This is a genomic window from Halobellus rufus (assembly GCF_000739575.1).
Classification (GTDB): Archaea; Halobacteriota; Halobacteria; order Halobacteriales; family Haloferacaceae; genus Haloquadratum; species Haloquadratum rufum.
This window is the reverse complement of record NZ_BBJO01000037.1, coordinates 1-17119: the sequence shown is the minus strand read 5'-3', so window position 1 is coordinate 17119 and position 17119 is coordinate 1. Positions and strand designations below refer to the sequence as shown.

At 67.4% G+C, this 17119-nt stretch carries 18 protein-coding genes, 1 tRNA gene and 1 pseudogene; 14 read left to right on the top strand and 6 right to left on the bottom strand.

The window, feature by feature from the left end:
• Positions 1–33: 33 nt before the first annotated feature.
• From dnaK to purF, 3 genes are all read left to right on the top strand, one after another.
• Positions 34–1947, top strand: a complete 1914-nt coding sequence (gene dnaK, locus ACP99_RS14415) for a molecular chaperone DnaK (protein WP_049987272.1) — start codon at positions 34–36, stop codon at positions 1945–1947.
• A 185-nt stretch (positions 1948–2132) separates the two neighbouring features.
• Complete coding sequence (locus ACP99_RS14410) at positions 2133–2552, top strand: hypothetical protein (RefSeq protein ID WP_049987271.1); 420 nt, start codon at positions 2133–2135, stop codon at positions 2550–2552.
• 148 nt (positions 2553–2700) lie between these two features.
• Positions 2701–4290 (top strand): amidophosphoribosyltransferase, encoded by a 1590-nt coding sequence (purF, locus tag ACP99_RS14405; protein ID WP_049987270.1) that lies wholly within the window; start codon positions 2701–2703, stop codon positions 4288–4290.
• A 34-nt stretch (positions 4291–4324) separates the two neighbouring features.
• Here the strand turns inward: purF and ACP99_RS14400 are convergent, their stop codons facing one another.
• Both ACP99_RS14400 and ACP99_RS14395 read right to left on the bottom strand, forming a co-directional pair.
• Positions 4325–4720, bottom strand: coding sequence for a MoaD/ThiS family protein (locus tag ACP99_RS14400; protein ID WP_049987269.1), 396 nt, complete (start codon positions 4718–4720; stop codon positions 4325–4327).
• Positions 4721–4802: 82 nt separating this feature from the next.
• Positions 4803–5363: a DUF420 domain-containing protein gene (locus tag ACP99_RS14395; protein ID WP_049987268.1), complete on the bottom strand. Its 561-nt coding sequence runs from the start codon at positions 5361–5363 to the stop codon at positions 4803–4805.
• Between the two features lie 118 nt (positions 5364–5481).
• Between ACP99_RS14395 and ACP99_RS14390 the strand changes: the two genes are divergently transcribed.
• The 5 genes from ACP99_RS14390 (at position 5482) to ACP99_RS14370 (ending at position 8891) form a co-directional block, all read left to right on the top strand.
• A tRNA-Leu gene (locus ACP99_RS14390) sits at positions 5482–5566 on the top strand.
• A gap of 214 nt (positions 5567–5780) precedes the next feature.
• On the top strand, positions 5781–6293 hold the full coding sequence (locus ACP99_RS14385; protein ID WP_049987267.1) for a helix-turn-helix domain-containing protein: 513 nt from the start codon (positions 5781–5783) through the stop codon (positions 6291–6293).
• Between the two features lie 121 nt (positions 6294–6414).
• Positions 6415–7620, top strand: coding sequence for a serine-tRNA(Ala) deacylase AlaX (locus ACP99_RS14380; RefSeq protein WP_049987266.1), 1206 nt, complete (start codon positions 6415–6417; stop codon positions 7618–7620).
• 117 nt (positions 7621–7737) lie between these two features.
• The gene (locus ACP99_RS14375) at positions 7738–8328 is read left to right on the top strand and encodes an HAD family hydrolase (RefSeq protein WP_049987265.1); all 591 of its coding nucleotides are present in this window, start codon (positions 7738–7740) and stop codon (positions 8326–8328) included.
• Between the two features lie 170 nt (positions 8329–8498).
• Complete coding sequence (locus tag ACP99_RS14370) at positions 8499–8891, top strand: hypothetical protein (RefSeq protein WP_049987264.1); 393 nt, start codon at positions 8499–8501, stop codon at positions 8889–8891.
• A gap of 48 nt (positions 8892–8939) precedes the next feature.
• Here ACP99_RS14370 and folD read toward each other — a convergent pair whose 3' ends face one another.
• From folD to tbsP, 3 genes are all read right to left on the bottom strand, one after another.
• Positions 8940–9827 (bottom strand): bifunctional methylenetetrahydrofolate dehydrogenase/methenyltetrahydrofolate cyclohydrolase FolD, encoded by an 888-nt coding sequence (gene folD, locus ACP99_RS14365; protein ID WP_049987263.1) that lies wholly within the window; start codon positions 9825–9827, stop codon positions 8940–8942.
• 114 nt (positions 9828–9941) lie between these two features.
• A complete protein-coding gene (glyA, locus tag ACP99_RS14360) occupies positions 9942–11189 on the bottom strand; it encodes a serine hydroxymethyltransferase (RefSeq protein WP_049987262.1) in 1248 nt (415 codons plus the stop codon).
• 149 nt (positions 11190–11338) lie between these two features.
• Entirely contained in the window at positions 11339–12172 is an 834-nt protein-coding gene (gene tbsP, locus ACP99_RS14355; protein WP_049987261.1) for a transcriptional regulator TbsP, read from the bottom strand.
• Between the two features lie 160 nt (positions 12173–12332).
• Between tbsP and ACP99_RS14350 the strand changes: the two genes are divergently transcribed.
• The 6 genes from ACP99_RS14350 to ACP99_RS14325 all read left to right on the top strand — a co-directional run bounded on the left by ACP99_RS14350 (position 12333) and on the right by ACP99_RS14325 (position 16803).
• Complete coding sequence (locus ACP99_RS14350) at positions 12333–12563, top strand: LSM domain-containing protein (RefSeq protein ID WP_049987260.1); 231 nt, start codon at positions 12333–12335, stop codon at positions 12561–12563.
• The gene (locus tag ACP99_RS14345) at positions 12560–12736 is read left to right on the top strand and encodes a 50S ribosomal protein L37e (RefSeq protein ID WP_049987259.1); all 177 of its coding nucleotides are present in this window, start codon (positions 12560–12562) and stop codon (positions 12734–12736) included. Before ACP99_RS14350 ends, ACP99_RS14345 begins: the two co-directional genes overlap by 4 nt.
• Before the next feature lie 136 nt (positions 12737–12872).
• Positions 12873–13481, top strand: coding sequence for a MogA/MoaB family molybdenum cofactor biosynthesis protein (locus ACP99_RS14340; RefSeq protein ID WP_049987283.1), 609 nt, complete (start codon positions 12873–12875; stop codon positions 13479–13481).
• Between the two features lie 298 nt (positions 13482–13779).
• Entirely contained in the window at positions 13780–15537 is a 1758-nt protein-coding gene (ilvD, locus tag ACP99_RS14335) for a dihydroxy-acid dehydratase (RefSeq protein ID WP_049987258.1), read from the top strand.
• A gap of 143 nt (positions 15538–15680) precedes the next feature.
• The gene (locus ACP99_RS14330) at positions 15681–16163 is read left to right on the top strand and encodes a redoxin domain-containing protein (protein ID WP_049987257.1); all 483 of its coding nucleotides are present in this window, start codon (positions 15681–15683) and stop codon (positions 16161–16163) included.
• Between the two features lie 82 nt (positions 16164–16245).
• The gene (locus tag ACP99_RS14325) at positions 16246–16803 is read left to right on the top strand and encodes an HD domain-containing protein (RefSeq protein ID WP_049987256.1); all 558 of its coding nucleotides are present in this window, start codon (positions 16246–16248) and stop codon (positions 16801–16803) included.
• 158 nt (positions 16804–16961) lie between these two features.
• Here the strand turns inward: ACP99_RS14325 and ACP99_RS20090 are convergent.
• Positions 16962–17119 (bottom strand): annotated as a pseudogene (locus ACP99_RS20090) (aspartate-semialdehyde dehydrogenase); the annotation flags it as partial.

Below are 17119 nucleotides of genomic sequence, written 5' to 3'. Positions count from 1 at the left end.
TTTAACCGATTTAGACCAGTAGTTGCGGTCAAGATGGCGAGCAACAAGATCCTCGGTATCGACCTCGGCACCACGAACAGCGCGTTCGCGGTGATGGAAGGGGGCGACCCGGAGATCATCGTGAACTCCGAGGGTGACCGCACCACGCCCTCCGTGGTGGCGTTCACCGACGACGAGGAGCGACTCGTGGGCAAACCCGCGAAGAACCAAGCGATCCAGAACCCGGACAAGACGATCCGCTCGATCAAGCGGCACATGGGCGAGGAGGACTACTCCGTCGAGATCGACGACGAGGAGTACACGCCCGAGCAGATCTCGGCGATGATCCTCCAGAAGATCAAGCGCGACGCCGAGGACTACCTCGGCGACGAGATCGAGAAGGCGGTCATCACGGTCCCGGCGTACTTCAACGACCGCCAGCGGCAGGCGACGAAGGACGCCGGCGAGATCGCCGGCTTCGAGGTCGAGCGCATCGTCAACGAGCCGACCGCGGCGTCGATGGCGTACGGCCTCGACGACGACTCCGATCAGACGATTCTCGTCTACGACCTCGGCGGCGGCACCTTCGACGTCTCTGTCCTCGATCTCGGCGGCGGCGTCTACGAGGTCGTCGCGACCAACGGGGACAACGACCTCGGCGGCGACGACTGGGACGAGGCGATCATCGATTGGCTCGCCGAGGAGTTCCAGAACGATCACAACATCGACCTCCGCGAGGACCGACAGGCCCTCCAGCGGCTGAAGGACGCCGCCGAGGAGGCGAAGATCGAACTCAGTAGCCGCAAGGAGACGACGATCAACCTCCCCTTCATCACGGCGACGGACACCGGGCCGGTCCACCTCGAAGAGACGCTCACGCGGGCGAAGTTCGAGTCGCTCACCGAGGACCTCATCGAGCGCACCGTCGGGCCGACCGAGCAGGCGCTCTCGGACGCGGGCTACGACAAGGGCGACATCGACGAGGTCATCCTCGTCGGCGGTTCGACCCGGATGCCGCAGGTCCACGACAAGGTCGAGGAGATGCTCGGCACCGAGCCGAAGAAGAACGTCAACCCCGACGAGGCCGTCGCCCTCGGCGCGGCGATCCAGGGCGGCGTCCTCGGCGGCGAGGTCGACGACATCGTCCTGCTGGACGTCACGCCGCTGAGCCTCGGGATCGAGGTGAAGGGCGGCCTCTTCGAGCGCCTCATCGACAAGAACACGACGATTCCCACCGAGGAGTCGAAGATCTTCACCACCGCCGCGGACAACCAGACGTCGGTCAACGTCCGCGTCTTCCAGGGCGAACGCGAGATTGCGGACGAGAACGAACTGCTGGGCGAGTTCCAACTGACGGGCATCCCGCCGGCACCGGCCGGAACGCCGCAGATCGAGGTCTCGTTCAACATCGACGAGAACGGCATCGTCAACGTCGAGGCCGAGGACAAAGGCTCAGGAAATGCAGAATCGATCACCATCGAGGGCGGCGCGGGCCTCTCCGACGAGGAGATCGAACAGATGCAGGAAGAAGCGGAGGCCCACGCCGAAGAGGACAAGCAGCGCCGCGAACGCATCGAGGCCCGCAACGAGGCCGAGAGCACGATCCAGCGCGCCGAGACGCTGCTCGAAGAGAACGAGGAGGACGTCGACGACGACCTGCGGGAGTCCATCGAGGAGAAGATCGCAGGCGTCGAAGAGACGCTCGAAGACGAGGACGCGACGAAGGAGGAACTCGAGGACGCCACCGAGGCGCTGACCACGGAACTGCAGGAGATCGGCAAGCAGATGTACGAGGCCCAGCAGGCCGCCGGCGGCGCGGGCGGTGCCGGCGCTGCGGGTGCCGGTCCGGGCGGTGCCGCGGGAGCCGGTCCCGGCGGAATGGGCGATATGGGCGGTGCGGCCGCCGACGGCGACGAGTACGTCGACGCCGACTTCGAGGACGTGGACGACGAAGACGACGACGAGTAACGGCCTGCCTCGCGTCCGTTTCCTTTTAGAAGCAGTTTTTTACGGCGACTCGGCTCCCCGAGGCCTCCCGTTCGCGACTGTCGAGTGGGAACAGCTGTTGGTGGGTGGACCTCCGCTACCGAGTGAATCGCCTGACGACGCGGGGTTAATTTTATGTGTCTTATCTATCGTGTTTTCGTTGACGTATGACGAAGGCACTCAAGGCCTCCGGGTTCCTCGGCTTGGCCGTGATGATGGCGGTCGGACTGCATCAGTTCGTGATTCTCTCCGGCGGAAACCCCGTCCCGGCGTGGATGATCGGCGGGCACGCCCACCTCGGCGTCCTGTCGATCCTCGCGATCGTGATGGGCTTTGCCGTCCCCGCACTCGGCGTCACCGGAACCCTGCGAACGGCGGTGACCGGCCTCTTCGTCGCGGGCCAGTGGGGCATCCCGGGCATCGTCTGGCTCGGCGAGGGCTTCGGCCTCCTGTTCCTGATGCCGACGGGGTTCCTCTGGGGGCTCTGTCTGATCGCCTCGATGCTTATCATGCTCTACGTGACCCTCACCGGCGACGCCGCAGCGGCCGGGAGCGGACCGGCGACGGTGGCCCCCAGCGACGACTGACGTTGCGCGCGCGCCGAACGGAGGAGAGGTCAGTTGCCGGCTCTCCGAAGCGAGTGAGTATACAAAATCGTGCATATTCTTGCCGTCTAGAGGCACCGAAGGTAGCATATGGACGGGTTTTTAGCCCCCGGCGTCCCTACCGACGCGTATGCCTGACGGGCGGGAGCCATCGACCCCCACACCCGGACGAGAGCCGACGGACGCGCGATCGACGACCGCCGAACCGGCGCAGCGGACGCCGACGGCGGCCGACCTCTCCGGACCGACCGAGAAGTGCGGCGTCGTCGGCGTCGCGCTCGCCGACCGCGCCGCGTCGCGCCCGCTGTACTACTCGCTGTACGCGCTCCAGCACCGCGGCCAGGAGTCCGCGGGGATCGTCACCCACGACGGCTTCCAGCAGCACAGTCACGTCGAGATGGGCCTCGTCGGCGACGCGTTCGACGAAGGCGACCTCGACTCGCTTGCGGGCAACACCGGCATCGGTCACGTCCGCTATCCGACCTCCGGCGGCGTCAACGCCTCCTGCGCGCAGCCGTTCTCGGTCTCCTTCAAGTCGGGCTCGCTCGGCCTCTCGCACAACGGCAACCTCGTCAACGCCGAGGAGATCCGCGAGGAACTGGCGAATCTCGGCCACGCCTTCACCTCCGACGGCGACACCGAGGTCATCGCTCACGACCTCGCGCGAAACCTCCTCGAAGCCGACCTGGTCCGGGCGGTCAAGCGGACGATGGACCGCATCCACGGCTCGTACGCGCTGACGATCATGCACGACGAGACCGTCCTCGCCGTCCGCGACCCGCAGGGCAACCGTCCGCTCTGCATCGGGAAGCTCGACGACGGGTACGTCGTCGCCTCCGAGTCCGCCGCGATCGACACGCTCGACGGCGAACTCGTCCGCGACGTCCGTCCGGGCGAGCTCGTCGTCCTCGAACCCGACGGCTCGGGCTTCGACTCCTATCAGCTCGTCGAGAACGAGAACACCGCTCACTGCTTCTTCGAGCACGTCTACTTCGCCCGCCCCGACTCCGTCATCGACGACACGCTGGTCTACGAGGCCCGCCGGAACCTCGGCCGGAAGCTCTGGGATGAGTCCGGCATCGAGAGCGACGTCGTGATGCCCGTGCCCGACTCCGGGCGGGCGTTCGCCTCCGGCTACGCCGAGGCCGCCCACGAGACCACCCCCGACGGCGCGGAGCGCCCCGCCGAGGAGAACGGCGTCGAGTTCGCCGAGGGGCTGATGAAGAACCGCTACGTGGGCCGGACGTTCATCATGCCGACTCAGGACGAGCGCGAGCGGGCCGTCCGGCTGAAGCTCAACCCGATCAAGAGCACCATCGAGGGCAAGTCGGTGACGATCATCGACGACAGCATCGTCCGCGGAACGACGTCGCGACAGCTCGTCTCCCTGCTCAAGGACGCCGGCGCGTCCGAGGTCCACGTCCGGATCGGCGCGCCGCCGATCGTCGCGCCGTGTTACATGGGGATCGACATGGCTTCCAGGGAAGAACTCATCGCCGCCGATCGCTCGGTCGAGGAGATCCGCGAGGAGATCGGTGCCGACAGTCTCGGCTACCTCTCGATCGACGCCGTCGCCGACGTGCTCGGCGAGTCGCGACTCGACCTGTGTCTCGGCTGCGTCACGGGGGAGTACCCCTACGACATCGACGACGAGGCGACCGACCGCGACGTCGAACGGCCCGTCATCGACGACGGCGAGCCGGCACCCGCAGACGACTGATACGGGGTCGGCCTCCGAGTGTGGACGCCGGACGTCACAGACAGAACATAAAGGGATTCACGAGAGCCACGCGGTCGCCGTCGTGCAGTTTCGTGTCGAAGCCAGCGAGGTTCTCGTTGAACTGCCCGTTGACGAGGATCCGCGCGTACGCCCGAGTCTGTTCGCCGTCGGGGTTCTTCCGGAGGTGTCCGGGGACGTCGTCGGCGTCGATGGGGGCCCACCCGCGGGTGGTCGACTCCGACTCCGTCTCGGCGATCACGAGGTCGCGGACGTCGTAGTCCTCGAAGAACGCCGCCGCGAACTCCCGGAGCGTGTCGCCCTCGAACGTGTAGGAGAGCTTCGGCTCCCCCAGCGCGTCGCGGACGTGCCCGGTCGCCCGGACCTCGACCGTCGTCTGCACTGCCCGCTGTGTCGTCTGCGACTGAGCCATACCGGCAGTATGGCTTCCGAGCCTAAATCAAAACCGACGAATATGTTCGCCCCTCTCTCGGCCTCGTTCGTCGGTCTGCACCTCAGAACAGGACGTACAACAGCAGGTAGACGACGTCGCCGAGGGCGAAGGAGACGAACCACAACGTGGCGGCGACGCGCCCCACGCGGGCGTGCGCCGAGTCGTAGATCGCGGAGACGGGACGCGTGATCGCGAGCAACAACACGTAGTACAGAAGCGGGATGCAGACGATGGCGAGGAGGATGTGCACCGCGAGCGTCGGGAGGTAGAGGTACTGATAGATCGCGTCTGGCCCGGTGAAGGTGGCGGGCCCTTCGAGGGCGATGCGGTACAGATAGAGGACCAAGAACGCGACGAAGAGGCCGACCGTCGCGAGCATCATCGCGCGGTGCCGGTCGACGTCCCCGCGGCGAATGAAGCGGACCCCGAGCGCGATCGTGACGAGCGCGGCGGTGCTGAGTACGGCGTTGACGTGCGGGATCGCCCCCACGAACGCCGCCGGCGCGTCGGGTAGCACGGCCGGTGGAACCGCTCCCAACACGGCGGCGAACACCGCCGCGAGCGAAACGGCAGAGAGCGCTGCGGTGAGTTCGAGTACGCGGTCTCGGGCGTGCAGAGCCATACGCTAATGGCCGGACGGAACGGTGAAAACGGTGCCGACTGCGACCCTGACCGCCGTCGAAAGGAAACTCATTTAACTTACCCCGGATTACCAGAGATTGCACGATACGACACTGCGAGCGTGGGTAGCCAAGCCAGGCCAACGGCGCAGCGTTGAGGGCGCTGTCCCATAGGGGTCCGCCGGTTCAAATCCGGTCCCACGCATCGCACGGCGGCACACCCGCCACTCGATGCAGGTGCTACTCCCTTCGGGGACACAGCACCCACGCACAATCCTACTGACGCAACGTTCCCGAGCGGCGGCGCTGTCCGCCGTCTCGACCGAGACGTCGCGGCTTGTCCAGTCTCGGAAGGCGACCGATCGACTGCGCCGCGGCGTTGGGGTACGTTTTAACCGACCCGGACGGTAGTAGGGGATATGCCCAAATACTCCACCGGAAGCGGCGGTGGCGGCGGCGACGGCGATAGCTGCGAACTCTGCGGTCGCTCGACCGGCAATCTCCGCACGGCGAACGTCGCGGGCGCGGAACTCCTCGTGTGCGGGGACTGCGCGCCGCACGACGACTCGCGGAAGCAGTCCGCTAGCTCGGGTGACGGCGACGGCCGCGACGAGCCGGTGTCCCGACGGAAGCGCGCCGCACAGCGGCAGGCGAAGGTGTACGACCAAGCGAAGGGCGACGCCTCCCACTGGGAGGAAGGCACCGACTACGAGAAGGACCGGCTCCCGTATCTGGTCTCCGACTACGGCGACAGGGCCGAGGCCGCGCGTCAGGACGCCGGACTGACGATCGAGGAACTGGCCGCCGAACTCGACGTCGAGGAGTCCGACGTCGACGCCGTCGAGCAAGGGCGTGCGACGCGCGCCGGCGTCGGCGGCTCGCTCATCCGGGCGCTCGAAGAGCGGTTCGACATCGAACTGGTCGACGAGTAGCGCTCGGGTCGCGCGAGCCGAGATCGATCGGCACCGAGCGGAAAGCCGCGAGCCGCCGGCGGCGATCGGACGTCGGATCGGAACTGTAACCATTTTTGTCTTCGACGGCCGCAGCGTGAGTATGCAGACACGCGCCCCGGCGGAGCCGACGGTTCGCGAGTTCGACGCGGACGTCGTCGACGTCGACGGACGGACGGTGACGCTCGAACGCACGTACTTCTACGCCGAGAGCGGTGGCCAACCGGCCGACCGCGGGACGATCGACGGTCGGCGGGTCGTGGACGTGCAGACCGACGGCGAGGCGGTCCGGCACACGCTCGAAACCGCCCCCGAGTTCGACGTCGGCGACACGGTCGCCTGCGTCGTCGACGACGACTTCCGGACGTACTGTATGCGTGCTCACACCGCGAGTCACGTGCTGTACGGCGCGGGCCGTCGGCTCCTCGAGGACCTCGGCTACGGCGGGTTCGACATCTCCGAGACGAAAGTCCGCGTCGACTTCACCACCTCGACCGACATCGACGACGAGACGCTCGTCGAACTCGAACGGCTCGTCAACCGAACCGTCTGGGACTCCCGAGAGGTGACCTGGGAGGAGGTACCCACCGAGGAGGCGACCGCGCGAGCGGACGTCGCGTTCAACACCAAGACCGAGGAGGGCGTGATGAGCGACGCCGACACGGTTCGAATCGTCGACGTCGACGGCTGGGACGTCGCCGCCTGCGGCGGCACCCACGTCTCGAACACGCGCGAGATCGGGCCGGTCACGGTGCTCGATCGATCGAACCCCGGCGAGGGGCTGACCCGCGTCGAGTTCGCCGTCGGGCCCACGGGGATCGACCGGCGGGCCGACGAGCACGGCGCGCTCCGCGAGACGGCGGCTGCGCTGGAGACGGGCGTCGACGACCTCGCGGAGGCGGCCACATCCGTTCGCGAGGAGCGCGACGAACTGCGCGAGCGGGTCCGTGAACTCGAACGCGCTGCCGTCGGCGACGCGCTCGACGACTTCGATCGCGTCACGAAGGGCGAGACGGTGTGGCGACTCGGCGTCCTCGACGGCGTCGATCCGAACGACGCCGGAGAGGCCGCGAAGGACTCCGTCGGCGAGAGCGAGGTCGTCGCCGCCGTCGGCGGCTCGGACGCTCCCTACGTGGTCGTCGCTGCCGGTCCCGACAGCGACGTGCACGCCGGATCGGTCGTCGACGCCGTCACCGACACGTTCGGCGGCGGCGGCGGGGGTGGGCCGCCCTTCGCGCAGGGCGGTGGGCTCGACGCCGATCCCGACGACGTCGTCGGCGAGATCCGCGAGTTGGACCCATCGGCGTAGGCCGCGTGGTACCGACCCCCGGATCGGTCGGAGCCGTCCAGTCCGTCACGGAAGAGCACGAAGGCGTCCGCTCACCGGGCCGAAGCCTCTTTTCGTCTCGCGAGCGTACCGCCTGCGATGACAGACGTATCGCCCGCCGAGACGGCGCGTCCGCTGAGCGCGTTCGACGCCGTCGTCTGGGACCTCGACGGCACGCTCGTTCACCTGCAGGTCGACTGGGACGTCGTGACTCGCGACGTCGCCGCCGTGTTCGAGGCCGCGGGCGTCGACGCCGCCGGGATCGATCTCTGGGAGATGCTCGAACTCGCCGACGAGTCGGGCCTTCGCGACGACGTCGAGGCCGTCATCGGCGAGCACGAGGACGAGGGAGCGCGTCGCTCAGACCGGCTGCCGCACGCCGACGCCGTCGGGGGGTTCGACGCCGAGGGCGTCTGCTCGCTGAACTGCGAACGCGCCTGTCGGACCGCCCTCGACGTGCACGACATCGCCGCGCACGTCGACGCCGTGGTCGGTCGCGACACGGTCCCGACGCGGAAACCGGATCCGGAACCGCTCTTGGAGACGATCCGACGGATGGGCGCGTCCCCGGAGGACGCTGTCTTCGTGGGCGACTCCATCCGTGACGAGCAAGCGGCCCGGCGAGGGGGCGTGGCCTTTCGGTACGTCGAAGAAGCGGTGCTCGACGACCGCGTCCACGCGGATTCGTAGGGGCGAACAGGCGGTACCGGACGCCCGCGAGACGACGTACCGCGCACCCGCTGCCCGTCTCGCGGCTGGGATCAGCGCACGCCGTCGGTGGTGCCGGTATCGTATATAACATCGAGCGTCGGGTTCCGATCGCCGCGGTCGTTAAGTCCGTTCGACTCCGAATACGGACGATGAGTTATCCGGTCTCCTACTACTGTCCCCACTGCGGTACCGTCGCCGAGATCGAGCGCGAGGGCTACCTCGCGGACAAGTCGGTGACGCCGTACCCGCTGGTCGGGTGGGAGTACGCCGACCCCGACGGCGACTTCGAGACCGCCGACGGCATCAGGCTCGTCTGCGGCGAGGACGCCGATCGGGTGCGGTGGACGGAGCAACGGAGCGACGCCGACGACGTGGAGGACCCCGCGGCCGACGCGCCGTGCGGGTCCGAACTGTACCTCTCGTTCGTCAGGTACGTCGACGGCGAGGAAGTCGAGCCGCGACCCGAACCGACGTACACGGAGATCGCCGGCGGCGGCCCGAGCGGGCCGGACGGCCCGTCCGGTCCGAGGTTCGGCCGCTGAGAGACCCGCGTCGTGGTGGCGTCGCCGCCGGAAGATTCGGTTCCGATTCTACGGGAGATCGACGTCGATGCCGGCGACGTCGCCGGCGGCCTTGACGGTGTTCCAGAGCAGCATCGCGCGCGTCATCGGGCCGACGCCGCCCGGGACGGGCGTGATCGCGCTGGCCTTCGGCTCGACGCTTTCGTAGTCGACGTCACCCACGAGTTCCGAGCCCTCGTCGGTCTCGACGCGGTTGATGCCGACGTCGATCACGACCGTCCCCTCGGTGATCATCTCGCCGGTGATCATCTCCGGGACGCCCGCGGCCGCGACGACGATGTCCGCGTTTCGGGTCTTCTCCGCGAGGTCGTCCGTCCGCGAGTGACAGACCGTGACCGTCGCGTTGCCGCCCTCGGCCTTCTGGATCAGGAGGTTCGCCATCGGCTTGCCGACGATGTTCGAGCGACCGACGACGACGGCGTCTGCGCCCTCGGTTTCGACGTCGGCGGCCGCCAGAAGCTTCTGGACGCCGTGCGGCGTGCAGGGTTTGTACCGCGCGTTTCCGGCGACGAGGCGGCCGACGTTCTCGGGGTGGAAGCCGTCGACGTCCTTGGCGGGGTCGATGCGGCGGAGGACCTCCCGCTCGTCGACGTGGTCCGGCAGCGGCATCTGAACGAGGATGCCGTGGACCTCGGGGTCCGCGTTCAGCTCGTCGATGGTGTCGAACAGCTCTTCTGCGGGCGTCTCGGGATCGAGTTCGATGTCGCGCGTGGCGATGCCGACCTCCTCGCAGTCTTTGTGCTTCATCGAGACGTACGTCGCGCTCGCGGGGTCCTCGTTCATCAGGACGGTCGCGAGACACGGCGTCGTCCCGGCGTCTGTCAGCGTGTCGATGCCGTCGAGCAGGCCGTTTCGGATGTCGGAAGCGACCTCGTTCCCGTCGATAATCTCCGTCATACGCTACCCTAACGGGAGTCGGTAGCACACTTGAAACGTGTGGGTTTGCCCGCGCGTTCGAGAGGGCATCGCGTCCGAAGATCCAGTCGCAGGTACCGCTCTCCGGCGGTTCGCCTATTCGTACAGAGTGTACTCGTCGGTGAGTTCGTCGACGCGCTCGGCGACGTCCTCGACGACGCTTTCGTCGTCGTAGTCGTCGATCACGCGGACGATGAGGTCTGCGACCTCGCGGGTGGCCTCCTCGTCGAACCCGCGCGTCGTGATCGCGGGGGTGCCGAGGCGGATGCCGCTGGGGTCGAACGCCGATCGGGTCTCGCCCGGGACGGTGTTCGCGTTCATCACGATGCCGGCCGTCTCGAGCGCCGCTTCGACGTCCTTGCCGGTCGTGTCCGGATGCGACGGGCGCAGGTCGGCGAGCACCAGGTGGTTGTCGGTGCCGCCGGAGACCAGACTGAGCCCGTGCTCTTCGAGTCGGTCCGCGAGCGCCTTCGCGTTCTCGACGGTCTGTTCGGCGTACGCCTCGAACTCCTCGGAGAGCGCCTCGCCGAAGCCGACCGCCTTGCCCGCGATGTTGTGCATCAGGGGGCCGCCCTGCGCGCCCGGGAAGACCGCCTTGTCGATGGCGTCGGCGTGCTCCTCTTCGCACATGATGATCCCGCCGCGGCCGGCGCGGATCGTCTTGTGCGTCGATCCCGTCACGAAGTCGGCGACGCCGACGGGCGAGGAGTGGACGCCCGCGGCGACGAGACCGGTGATGTGGGCGATGTCCGCGAGGTGGTAGGCGTCGGCGGCCTCGGCGATCTCTTGGACGCGTTCCCACTCGACCTCCCGCGGGTACGCGGAGTAGCCCGAGACGATGATGTCGGGGTCGAACGACTCCGCGAGGTCTTCGAGGCCGTCGTAGTCGACGTACCCCGTTTCCGCGTCCACTTCGTACTGTTCGACCTCGTAGGTCTGGCCCGCGAAGTTCGCGGGGTGCCCGTGGCTGAGGTGCCCGCCGTGGGTGAGATCCAGCGAGAGGATCTTGTCGCCGGGGTCGAGCACGGCCAGGTACACGCCCATATTCGCCTGCGAACCCGAGTGGGGTTGGACGTTGACGTGTGCCGCACCCCACAGTTCCTTGGCCCGCTCGATCGCCAGTTCCTCGACGGCGTCGGCGTACTCACAGCCCGCGTAGTACCGTTCTCCCGGGTATCCCTCGGCGTACTTGTTCGTGAGCGCGCTGCCCTGCGCTTCGAGCACCGCGCGGCTCGCGTGGTTCTCGCTCGCGATCATCGCCAGCGTGTCCTGCTGGCGCTGTACTTCGCCGGAGAGCGCGTCTGCGACGGCTGGGTCGACGTCACGGACGTGGCTGTCGTCCATACGAGTTACCGCGTTCGTCCATCCAATAAGTGTGTTTACTTTGCCGCTGCCATCCCTCGATTCGACCGCGATACCGACGTCGAACCCGCGACGTTGCCACAGCTAGTCCGATATGTTACACGTTGTGCGAGCAGTTCAGCGCGGGGGAACTACTCGCCGCCGCGGCCCAGGACCTCACCGGCGACGGCGGCGAGATCGGTCGAGTCGGCCCTCGTGAGCCGTTCGTCGCCGAGTCGCAGTCGGAGCCGCGGGCGACCGACGTCGATGGGGACTTTCTCCGTCTCGATCACGCCCGCGTCCTCGAGTTCGGTCTTCGTCCGAGAGAACGTTGCCTTGCTCGCGATGCCGACGTCCTCGCCCCACCGCGAGATGTCGTACAGGAGCAGTTCGTTCCGCGCGGCGACCAACAGGCTGATCTCCACCTCGTCGAGGTCGGCACTCGCGGGGCGTCGGGATCGGAGCGATTCGAGGACCACGTCGAAATCAGCGCGGACGGCAGCGTCGAACTCGCTTTCGAGCGACTCGCGGACCTCCGAGATGGCCGGCGTCCGGAGGGTGTACTCCTCGGCCGCATCGAAGGCGTCCCGGTAAGTCGCGCTCGCGCTCTCGACGAACGAGGATTCCTCGGTTCCCAGTCCGGCGACGTGATCGCCGGCCGTGACGACCGCGAGAACCGACTCGCCGGTCACGACGAGCGTGTTCTCGGGTCGGTGGTCGGTGACGCGGAGTTCGAGTGCGCCGCTCGCGACGAGGTCGGCCGCGTCGGTCGCGGTCGGAAAGTCCTCGAAAACACCTTTCAGAAGCTGTTCGTCGGCGATCAGTCGGATCGGCGGACGGTCCGCGGCCTCGGAGCCGACGCTGACGAGCGATTCGACGACGGCCGGAGTGGGATCGACGACGTACACCGTCGCCGTCGCGGTTTGGAGGGCCGACGAGATAACGTGCTCGACGGACGTACCGTGCACGTTCGTACGGGAAGACATACGCTGGATAACTCGCCAGCGGATATTTAATTTTACCGCACATCACGAGCGTATTTTTCTCGATTCGTCCGCACAGACGTCGCTCAGTCGCCGACGGTGACGCATCGAACGCCAACGTCGGTCCGGCACATTTAATACTAAAACGGGAGGCGCTTGGGGTATGAGCGGACGACCCCTCGACGTTCTCGAAGCCGCACTCGAAGACGTCGTCACGGTCACGTTGAAGGACGGCACCGCGTACTACGGGACGCTTTCCGGGTACGACCAGCATATGAACGCGGTCCTCGAACCGTCCGGAGACGCCGAGAACGCCGCGGGCGAACTCGACGCCACGGCGGTCGAAGACACAACGATTATACGCGGCGACAACGTCGTCACGATACAAACATGACGGGCGCAGGCACCCCCAGTCAAGGAAAGAAGAACAAGACGACGCACGTCAAGTGCCGCCGCTGCGGCGAGAAATCCTACCACGTGAAGAAGAAGCAGTGCTCCTCGTGCGGCTTCGGCAAGTCCGCGAAGCGCCGCAGCTACGAGTGGCAGTCGAAGTCGGGCGACAACTGAGCGGCGTTTCGACGTCGCTCCATCAGTTTTCTGCGTCAGCACTCTGCGGCTCCGGGCTCTCTTTTCGGCCTGTGAGATACTCTCACGCGGGTGTCGATGGAGTGGATCTTTGTCCGCGGAACTGCTCGGGTCAGATATGAGCGACGAGCACACCGCAGACGACCACCGGGACCACGAGCACGACCACGGACACAGTCACGACGATCACGGCCACGATGACGACGGCCATCGTCACGCGCACGACGAGCACCACGCTCACGACGTCCGCTCGCTGAGCGCGGCGGTCTTCACGATCTCGACGTCGCGGTCGCTCGAGGAGGACCCCGCGGGCGACGTCATCGCGTCGGCGTTCGAGGCGGCAGACCACGAGATCGCCGTCCGAGAGGTCCTCCCCGACGACTACGACACGCTCCAGTCGCAGATCAACCAAGTCGTCGAGCGCGACGACGTCGAGGTGGTGGTCACGACCGGCGGGACGGGCGTCACGCCCGACGACGTGACCGTCGAGGCGGTCGGCGACCTCTTCGAGAAGACGCTCCCGGGTTTCGGCGAGTTGTTCAGGCGGTACTCCGAGGACGAGATCGGAACCCGCGTGGTCGGGACGCGCGCGACCGCCGGGGTCGTCCAAGGCGTCCCGGTGTTCTGCCTGCCCGGCAGCGAGAACGCCGCACGACTGGGTAGCGAGGAGATCATCGTCCCCGAAGCGCCGCACTTGGCCGGTCTAGCGACGCGGTCCGAAGAGTGAGAACGGGGTAACAGGTGAGTGCGGACGGGTCGATACCGGCGTACGTTCGGCCGGGCAATTGCTCTCGATACCGGCGGATGGCGGATAGTCGGCACCCGTTCGCCGCCGTGCGTTCCGCACGAGCGGCCGATCAACCCACGTCGGCGTGCCGAGCAACCGCGACCCACGCGGGGTTCGAGTCAGCGCACGCAGTCGCTGGCCGCCCGTTCGTACATAAACTCTCGCGCCGCCGCCGTCGAAACAGTTCGCAGTGCGGCTATGCGTGGCCTTTTAATGCCGCTGCGACTACGTCTCAGATATGAGCCAGCAGGAACCACGCGATCGAGAAGACGGCGACGAGGAGCCGTTCTCTCACGGGAAGGACCCGGATCTCCCCAGCAACGACGTCACCGAGGGGCCGGACAAAGCGCCGCACCGCGCGATGTTCCGCGCGATGGGTTTCGACGACGAGGACCTCGGCTCCCCGATGGTCGGCGTCGCCAACCCCGCGGCGGACATCACGCCGTGTAACGTCCACCTCGACGACGTCGCCGACGCCGCCATCGAGGGCATCGACGAGGCCGGCGGGATGCCGATCGAGTTCGGCACGATAACGATCTCCGACGCCATCTCGATGGGCACCGAGGGGATGAAGGCGTCGCTGATCTCCCGGGAGGTCATCGCCGACTCCGTCGAACTCGTCGCCTTCGGCGAGCGGATGGACGCGCTCGTGACCGTCGCCGGCTGTGACAAGAACCTCCCGGGCATGATGATGGCCTCGATCAGGACGGACCTCCCCTCGGTGTTCCTCTACGGCGGGTCGATCATGCCCGGCCAGCACGAGGGACGCGACGTCACCATCCAGAACGTCTTCGAGGGCGTCGGCACCTACGCCGAGGGCGAGATGAGCGCCGAGGAACTCGACGACCTCGAGCGCCACGCCTGCCCCGGCGCGGGCTCCTGCGGCGGGATGTTCACCGCGAACACGATGGCCTCCATCTCCGAGGCGCTCGGGATGGCCCCGCTCGGAACCGCCGACGCGCCCGCGGAGTCGCCCGAGCGCTACGACGTCGCCCGCCGCTCCGGCGAGGCCGTCCTCAACGCCGTGGCGAACGAAATCCGCCCCTCCGACATCCTCTCGAAGAAGTCCTTCGAGAACGCCATCGCGCTGCAGGTCGCGATCGGCGGCTCGACCAACGCCGTCCTCCACCTGCTCGCGCTGGCCGCCGAGGCGGGCATCGACCTCTCCATCGAGGAGTTCGACGAGATCTCCAAGAAAACGCCGAAGATCGCGAACCTCCAGCCCGGCGGGACGAAGACGATGAACGACCTCCACGAGGAGGGCGGCGTCCCGGTCGTGATCCGCCGCCTCCTCGACGCCGGCCTGTTCCACGGCGACGCGATGACGGTCACCGGTCGGACGATCGAAGAGGAACTGGCGGAACTGGACCTGCCCGCCGACGAGGAGATCACCGGCGACTTCATCTACACGGTCGACGACCCCTACCAGGAGGAGGGCGCGATCAAGATCCTCACCGGGAACCTCGCTCCGGACGGCGCGGTGCTGAAGGTCACCGGCGACGACAAGTTCCACCACCAAGGTCCCGCGCGCGTCTTCGAGGGCGAGGAGGAGGCGATGCGCTACGTCCAGGAGGGCAACCTCGAATCGGGCGACGTCATCGTCATCAGAAACGAGGGGCCGCAGGGCGGCCCCGGGATGCGCGAGATGCTCGGCGTCACCGCGGCCGTCGTCGGACAGGGCCACGAGGACGACGTCGCGCTCCTGACTGACGGCCGCTTCTCCGGTGCCACCCGCGGCCCGATGGTCGGCCACGTCGCCCCCGAGGCCGCCGTCGGCGGCGCGATCGGTCTCGTTGAGGACGGCGACGAGATCACGGTCGACATCCCCGAGCGCGAACTCTCCGTCGACCTCTCGGAGTCCGAACTCGAGGCCCGCCGCGAGGACTGGGAACCGTCCGAACCGCAGTACACCTCCGGCGTGCTGGCGAAGTACGGCAACGACTTCGGCTCCGCCGCCAACGGGGCGGTGACGAACCCCGGCGCGAAGGGGAACTGAGGCCTTCGTTCACCTGTTTTCGTCCTCGGTGCTCTCTCGCCACCCTCGCTGGTGTCGGCCGCCGACGGCTGTCGCGAGGATGACCCACGATAGCATTGCACCCACCACCTTTTGGTCGGTGGCGACCGAACTCTCTGGCTGCAATGACGGGATCACCGACCATCGGCGACGAAGCACCGAACTTCCGCGCGACGCTCGCGGACGGCGACCTCTCGAAGTTCGAGTTCGACGACGCGTTGGGCGACGGCCCGATCGTCCTCGCCTTCTTCCCCGGAGCGTACACCCCGCCGTGTACGAACGAGATGGTCGCCCTGCAGGAACACCTCGCCGACTTCGAGGCCGCGGGCGCGGCCGTCTACGGCGTGAGCGCGGACTCGGCGTTCTCGCAGAACGCCTTCCGCGAGGAGCACGGCATCGAGTTCGGCCTGCTCAGCGATATGGCACGCAGCGCGATCGACAAGTACGGACTGGAGATCGACATCGACGAACTCGGGCTCTTCGGGGTCGCGAACCGCGCGGTGTTCATCGTCGACGAGGACGGCATCGTCGCGTACGACTGGATCTCGGAGGACCCGACGAACGAACCCGACTACGAGGAACTGCTCAACGAAGTGCGGGAGCTGTGAGCCGGCCCGCGGTCAGCACCCAAGTTTCGACCCCCGCACAGCACTTCGAAACGCTCGTCTCTGACCCGCGCGTAGCGCCGGTATGAGCGAGGAATCCGTCCGGGCCGTCTTCCCGGAACTGGACGCGATCGCGGACGACGACCTGCGTTCGGGCGTCGTCGAGGCGTGGACGACCGCGATGGCTGAACAGGGCGTCGACGACCTCGCCGCGGTGCCGTGGCTGCCGCCGACGCAGCGGGAGTTGGGCATCGAGGACGAGACGCTCGTCGGCCACGTGCGCGACGTGACAGCCGGCGCGCTCGCCCTCGCGGAGCTACTCACCGAGCGGCGGGGCGACCGGCTCGATCTGGACCTCGACGTCGTCGTCGCGGGCGCGCTCGTCCACGACGTGAGCAAGCTGGCGGAGTTCGACGGAATGGACGACACGCCCGTCTACGACCTCCTCGGTCACCCCTATTACGGCGTCTACGTCGTCGCCGGGGTCGGCCTGCCCGTCGAACTCGCCCATATCGTTCTCTCGCACACGAGCCGGACGAACGTCGAACCGGCGACGATCGAGGCCGAGATCGTTCGACGGGCCGACGAGGTCGCCGCCGCGGCGATCCGGTGGCGCGCGACCGACGACCTGCGGACAGTATAGCCGAGGAGGGGCGTCGCGGTCGCTACTAGGAGAAGTGCGGTATAAGAATTAGTACCGCGAGGCGAGCGGAGCGAGCCGAGCGGCGTTTTTCCCTCCAGGTTTTTGTCGGGGGTTCGAGGCGGCGAAGCGCCGAGGACCCCCGAATAAAAAGGTGGGTTCTATACCCAGCCCTCTTCGACGAGCAGTTCGCCGTTGAGGACCGAGGCACCGGCCGCGCCGCGGATCGTGTTGTGCGCGAGGCAGTTGTACTTCACGCCGTTCGTCGTCTCCTGCAGGCCGCCGGCGGAGATCTGCATCCCGTCGCCGCGCTCGCGGT

Excerpts from the sequence above, each read along its gene's own strand:
- ilvD (WP_049987258.1), top strand. The coding sequence starts at position 13,780 with ATGAGCCAGCAGGAACCACGCGATCGAGAAGACGGCGACGAGGAGCCG.
- ACP99_RS14375 (WP_049987265.1), top strand. The coding sequence starts at position 7,738 with ATGACAGACGTATCGCCCGCCGAGACGGCGCGTCCGCTGAGCGCGTTC.
- ACP99_RS14345 (WP_049987259.1), top strand. The coding sequence starts at position 12,560 with ATGACGGGCGCAGGCACCCCCAGTCAAGGAAAGAAGAACAAGACGACG.
- ACP99_RS14330 (WP_049987257.1), top strand. The coding sequence starts at position 15,681 with ATGACGGGATCACCGACCATCGGCGACGAAGCACCGAACTTCCGCGCG.
- folD (WP_049987263.1), bottom strand. The coding sequence starts at position 9,827 with ATGACGGAGATTATCGACGGGAACGAGGTCGCTTCCGACATCCGAAAC.
- dnaK (WP_049987272.1), top strand. The coding sequence starts at position 34 with ATGGCGAGCAACAAGATCCTCGGTATCGACCTCGGCACCACGAACAGC.
- ACP99_RS14325 (WP_049987256.1), top strand. The coding sequence starts at position 16,246 with ATGAGCGAGGAATCCGTCCGGGCCGTCTTCCCGGAACTGGACGCGATC.
- purF (WP_049987270.1), top strand. The coding sequence starts at position 2,701 with ATGCCTGACGGGCGGGAGCCATCGACCCCCACACCCGGACGAGAGCCG.
- ACP99_RS14350 (WP_049987260.1), top strand. The coding sequence starts at position 12,333 with ATGAGCGGACGACCCCTCGACGTTCTCGAAGCCGCACTCGAAGACGTC.
- tbsP (WP_049987261.1), bottom strand. The coding sequence starts at position 12,172 with ATGTCTTCCCGTACGAACGTGCACGGTACGTCCGTCGAGCACGTTATC.
- ACP99_RS14385 (WP_049987267.1), top strand. The coding sequence starts at position 5,781 with ATGCCCAAATACTCCACCGGAAGCGGCGGTGGCGGCGGCGACGGCGAT.
- ACP99_RS14395 (WP_049987268.1), bottom strand. The coding sequence starts at position 5,363 with ATGGCTCTGCACGCCCGAGACCGCGTACTCGAACTCACCGCAGCGCTC.
- ACP99_RS14400 (WP_049987269.1), bottom strand. The coding sequence starts at position 4,720 with ATGGCTCAGTCGCAGACGACACAGCGGGCAGTGCAGACGACGGTCGAG.
- ACP99_RS14370 (WP_049987264.1), top strand. The coding sequence starts at position 8,499 with ATGAGTTATCCGGTCTCCTACTACTGTCCCCACTGCGGTACCGTCGCC.
- glyA (WP_049987262.1), bottom strand. The coding sequence starts at position 11,189 with ATGGACGACAGCCACGTCCGTGACGTCGACCCAGCCGTCGCAGACGCG.
- ACP99_RS14410 (WP_049987271.1), top strand. The coding sequence starts at position 2,133 with ATGACGAAGGCACTCAAGGCCTCCGGGTTCCTCGGCTTGGCCGTGATG.
- ACP99_RS14380 (WP_049987266.1), top strand. The coding sequence starts at position 6,415 with ATGCAGACACGCGCCCCGGCGGAGCCGACGGTTCGCGAGTTCGACGCG.
- ACP99_RS14340 (WP_049987283.1), top strand. The coding sequence starts at position 12,873 with ATGAGCGACGAGCACACCGCAGACGACCACCGGGACCACGAGCACGAC.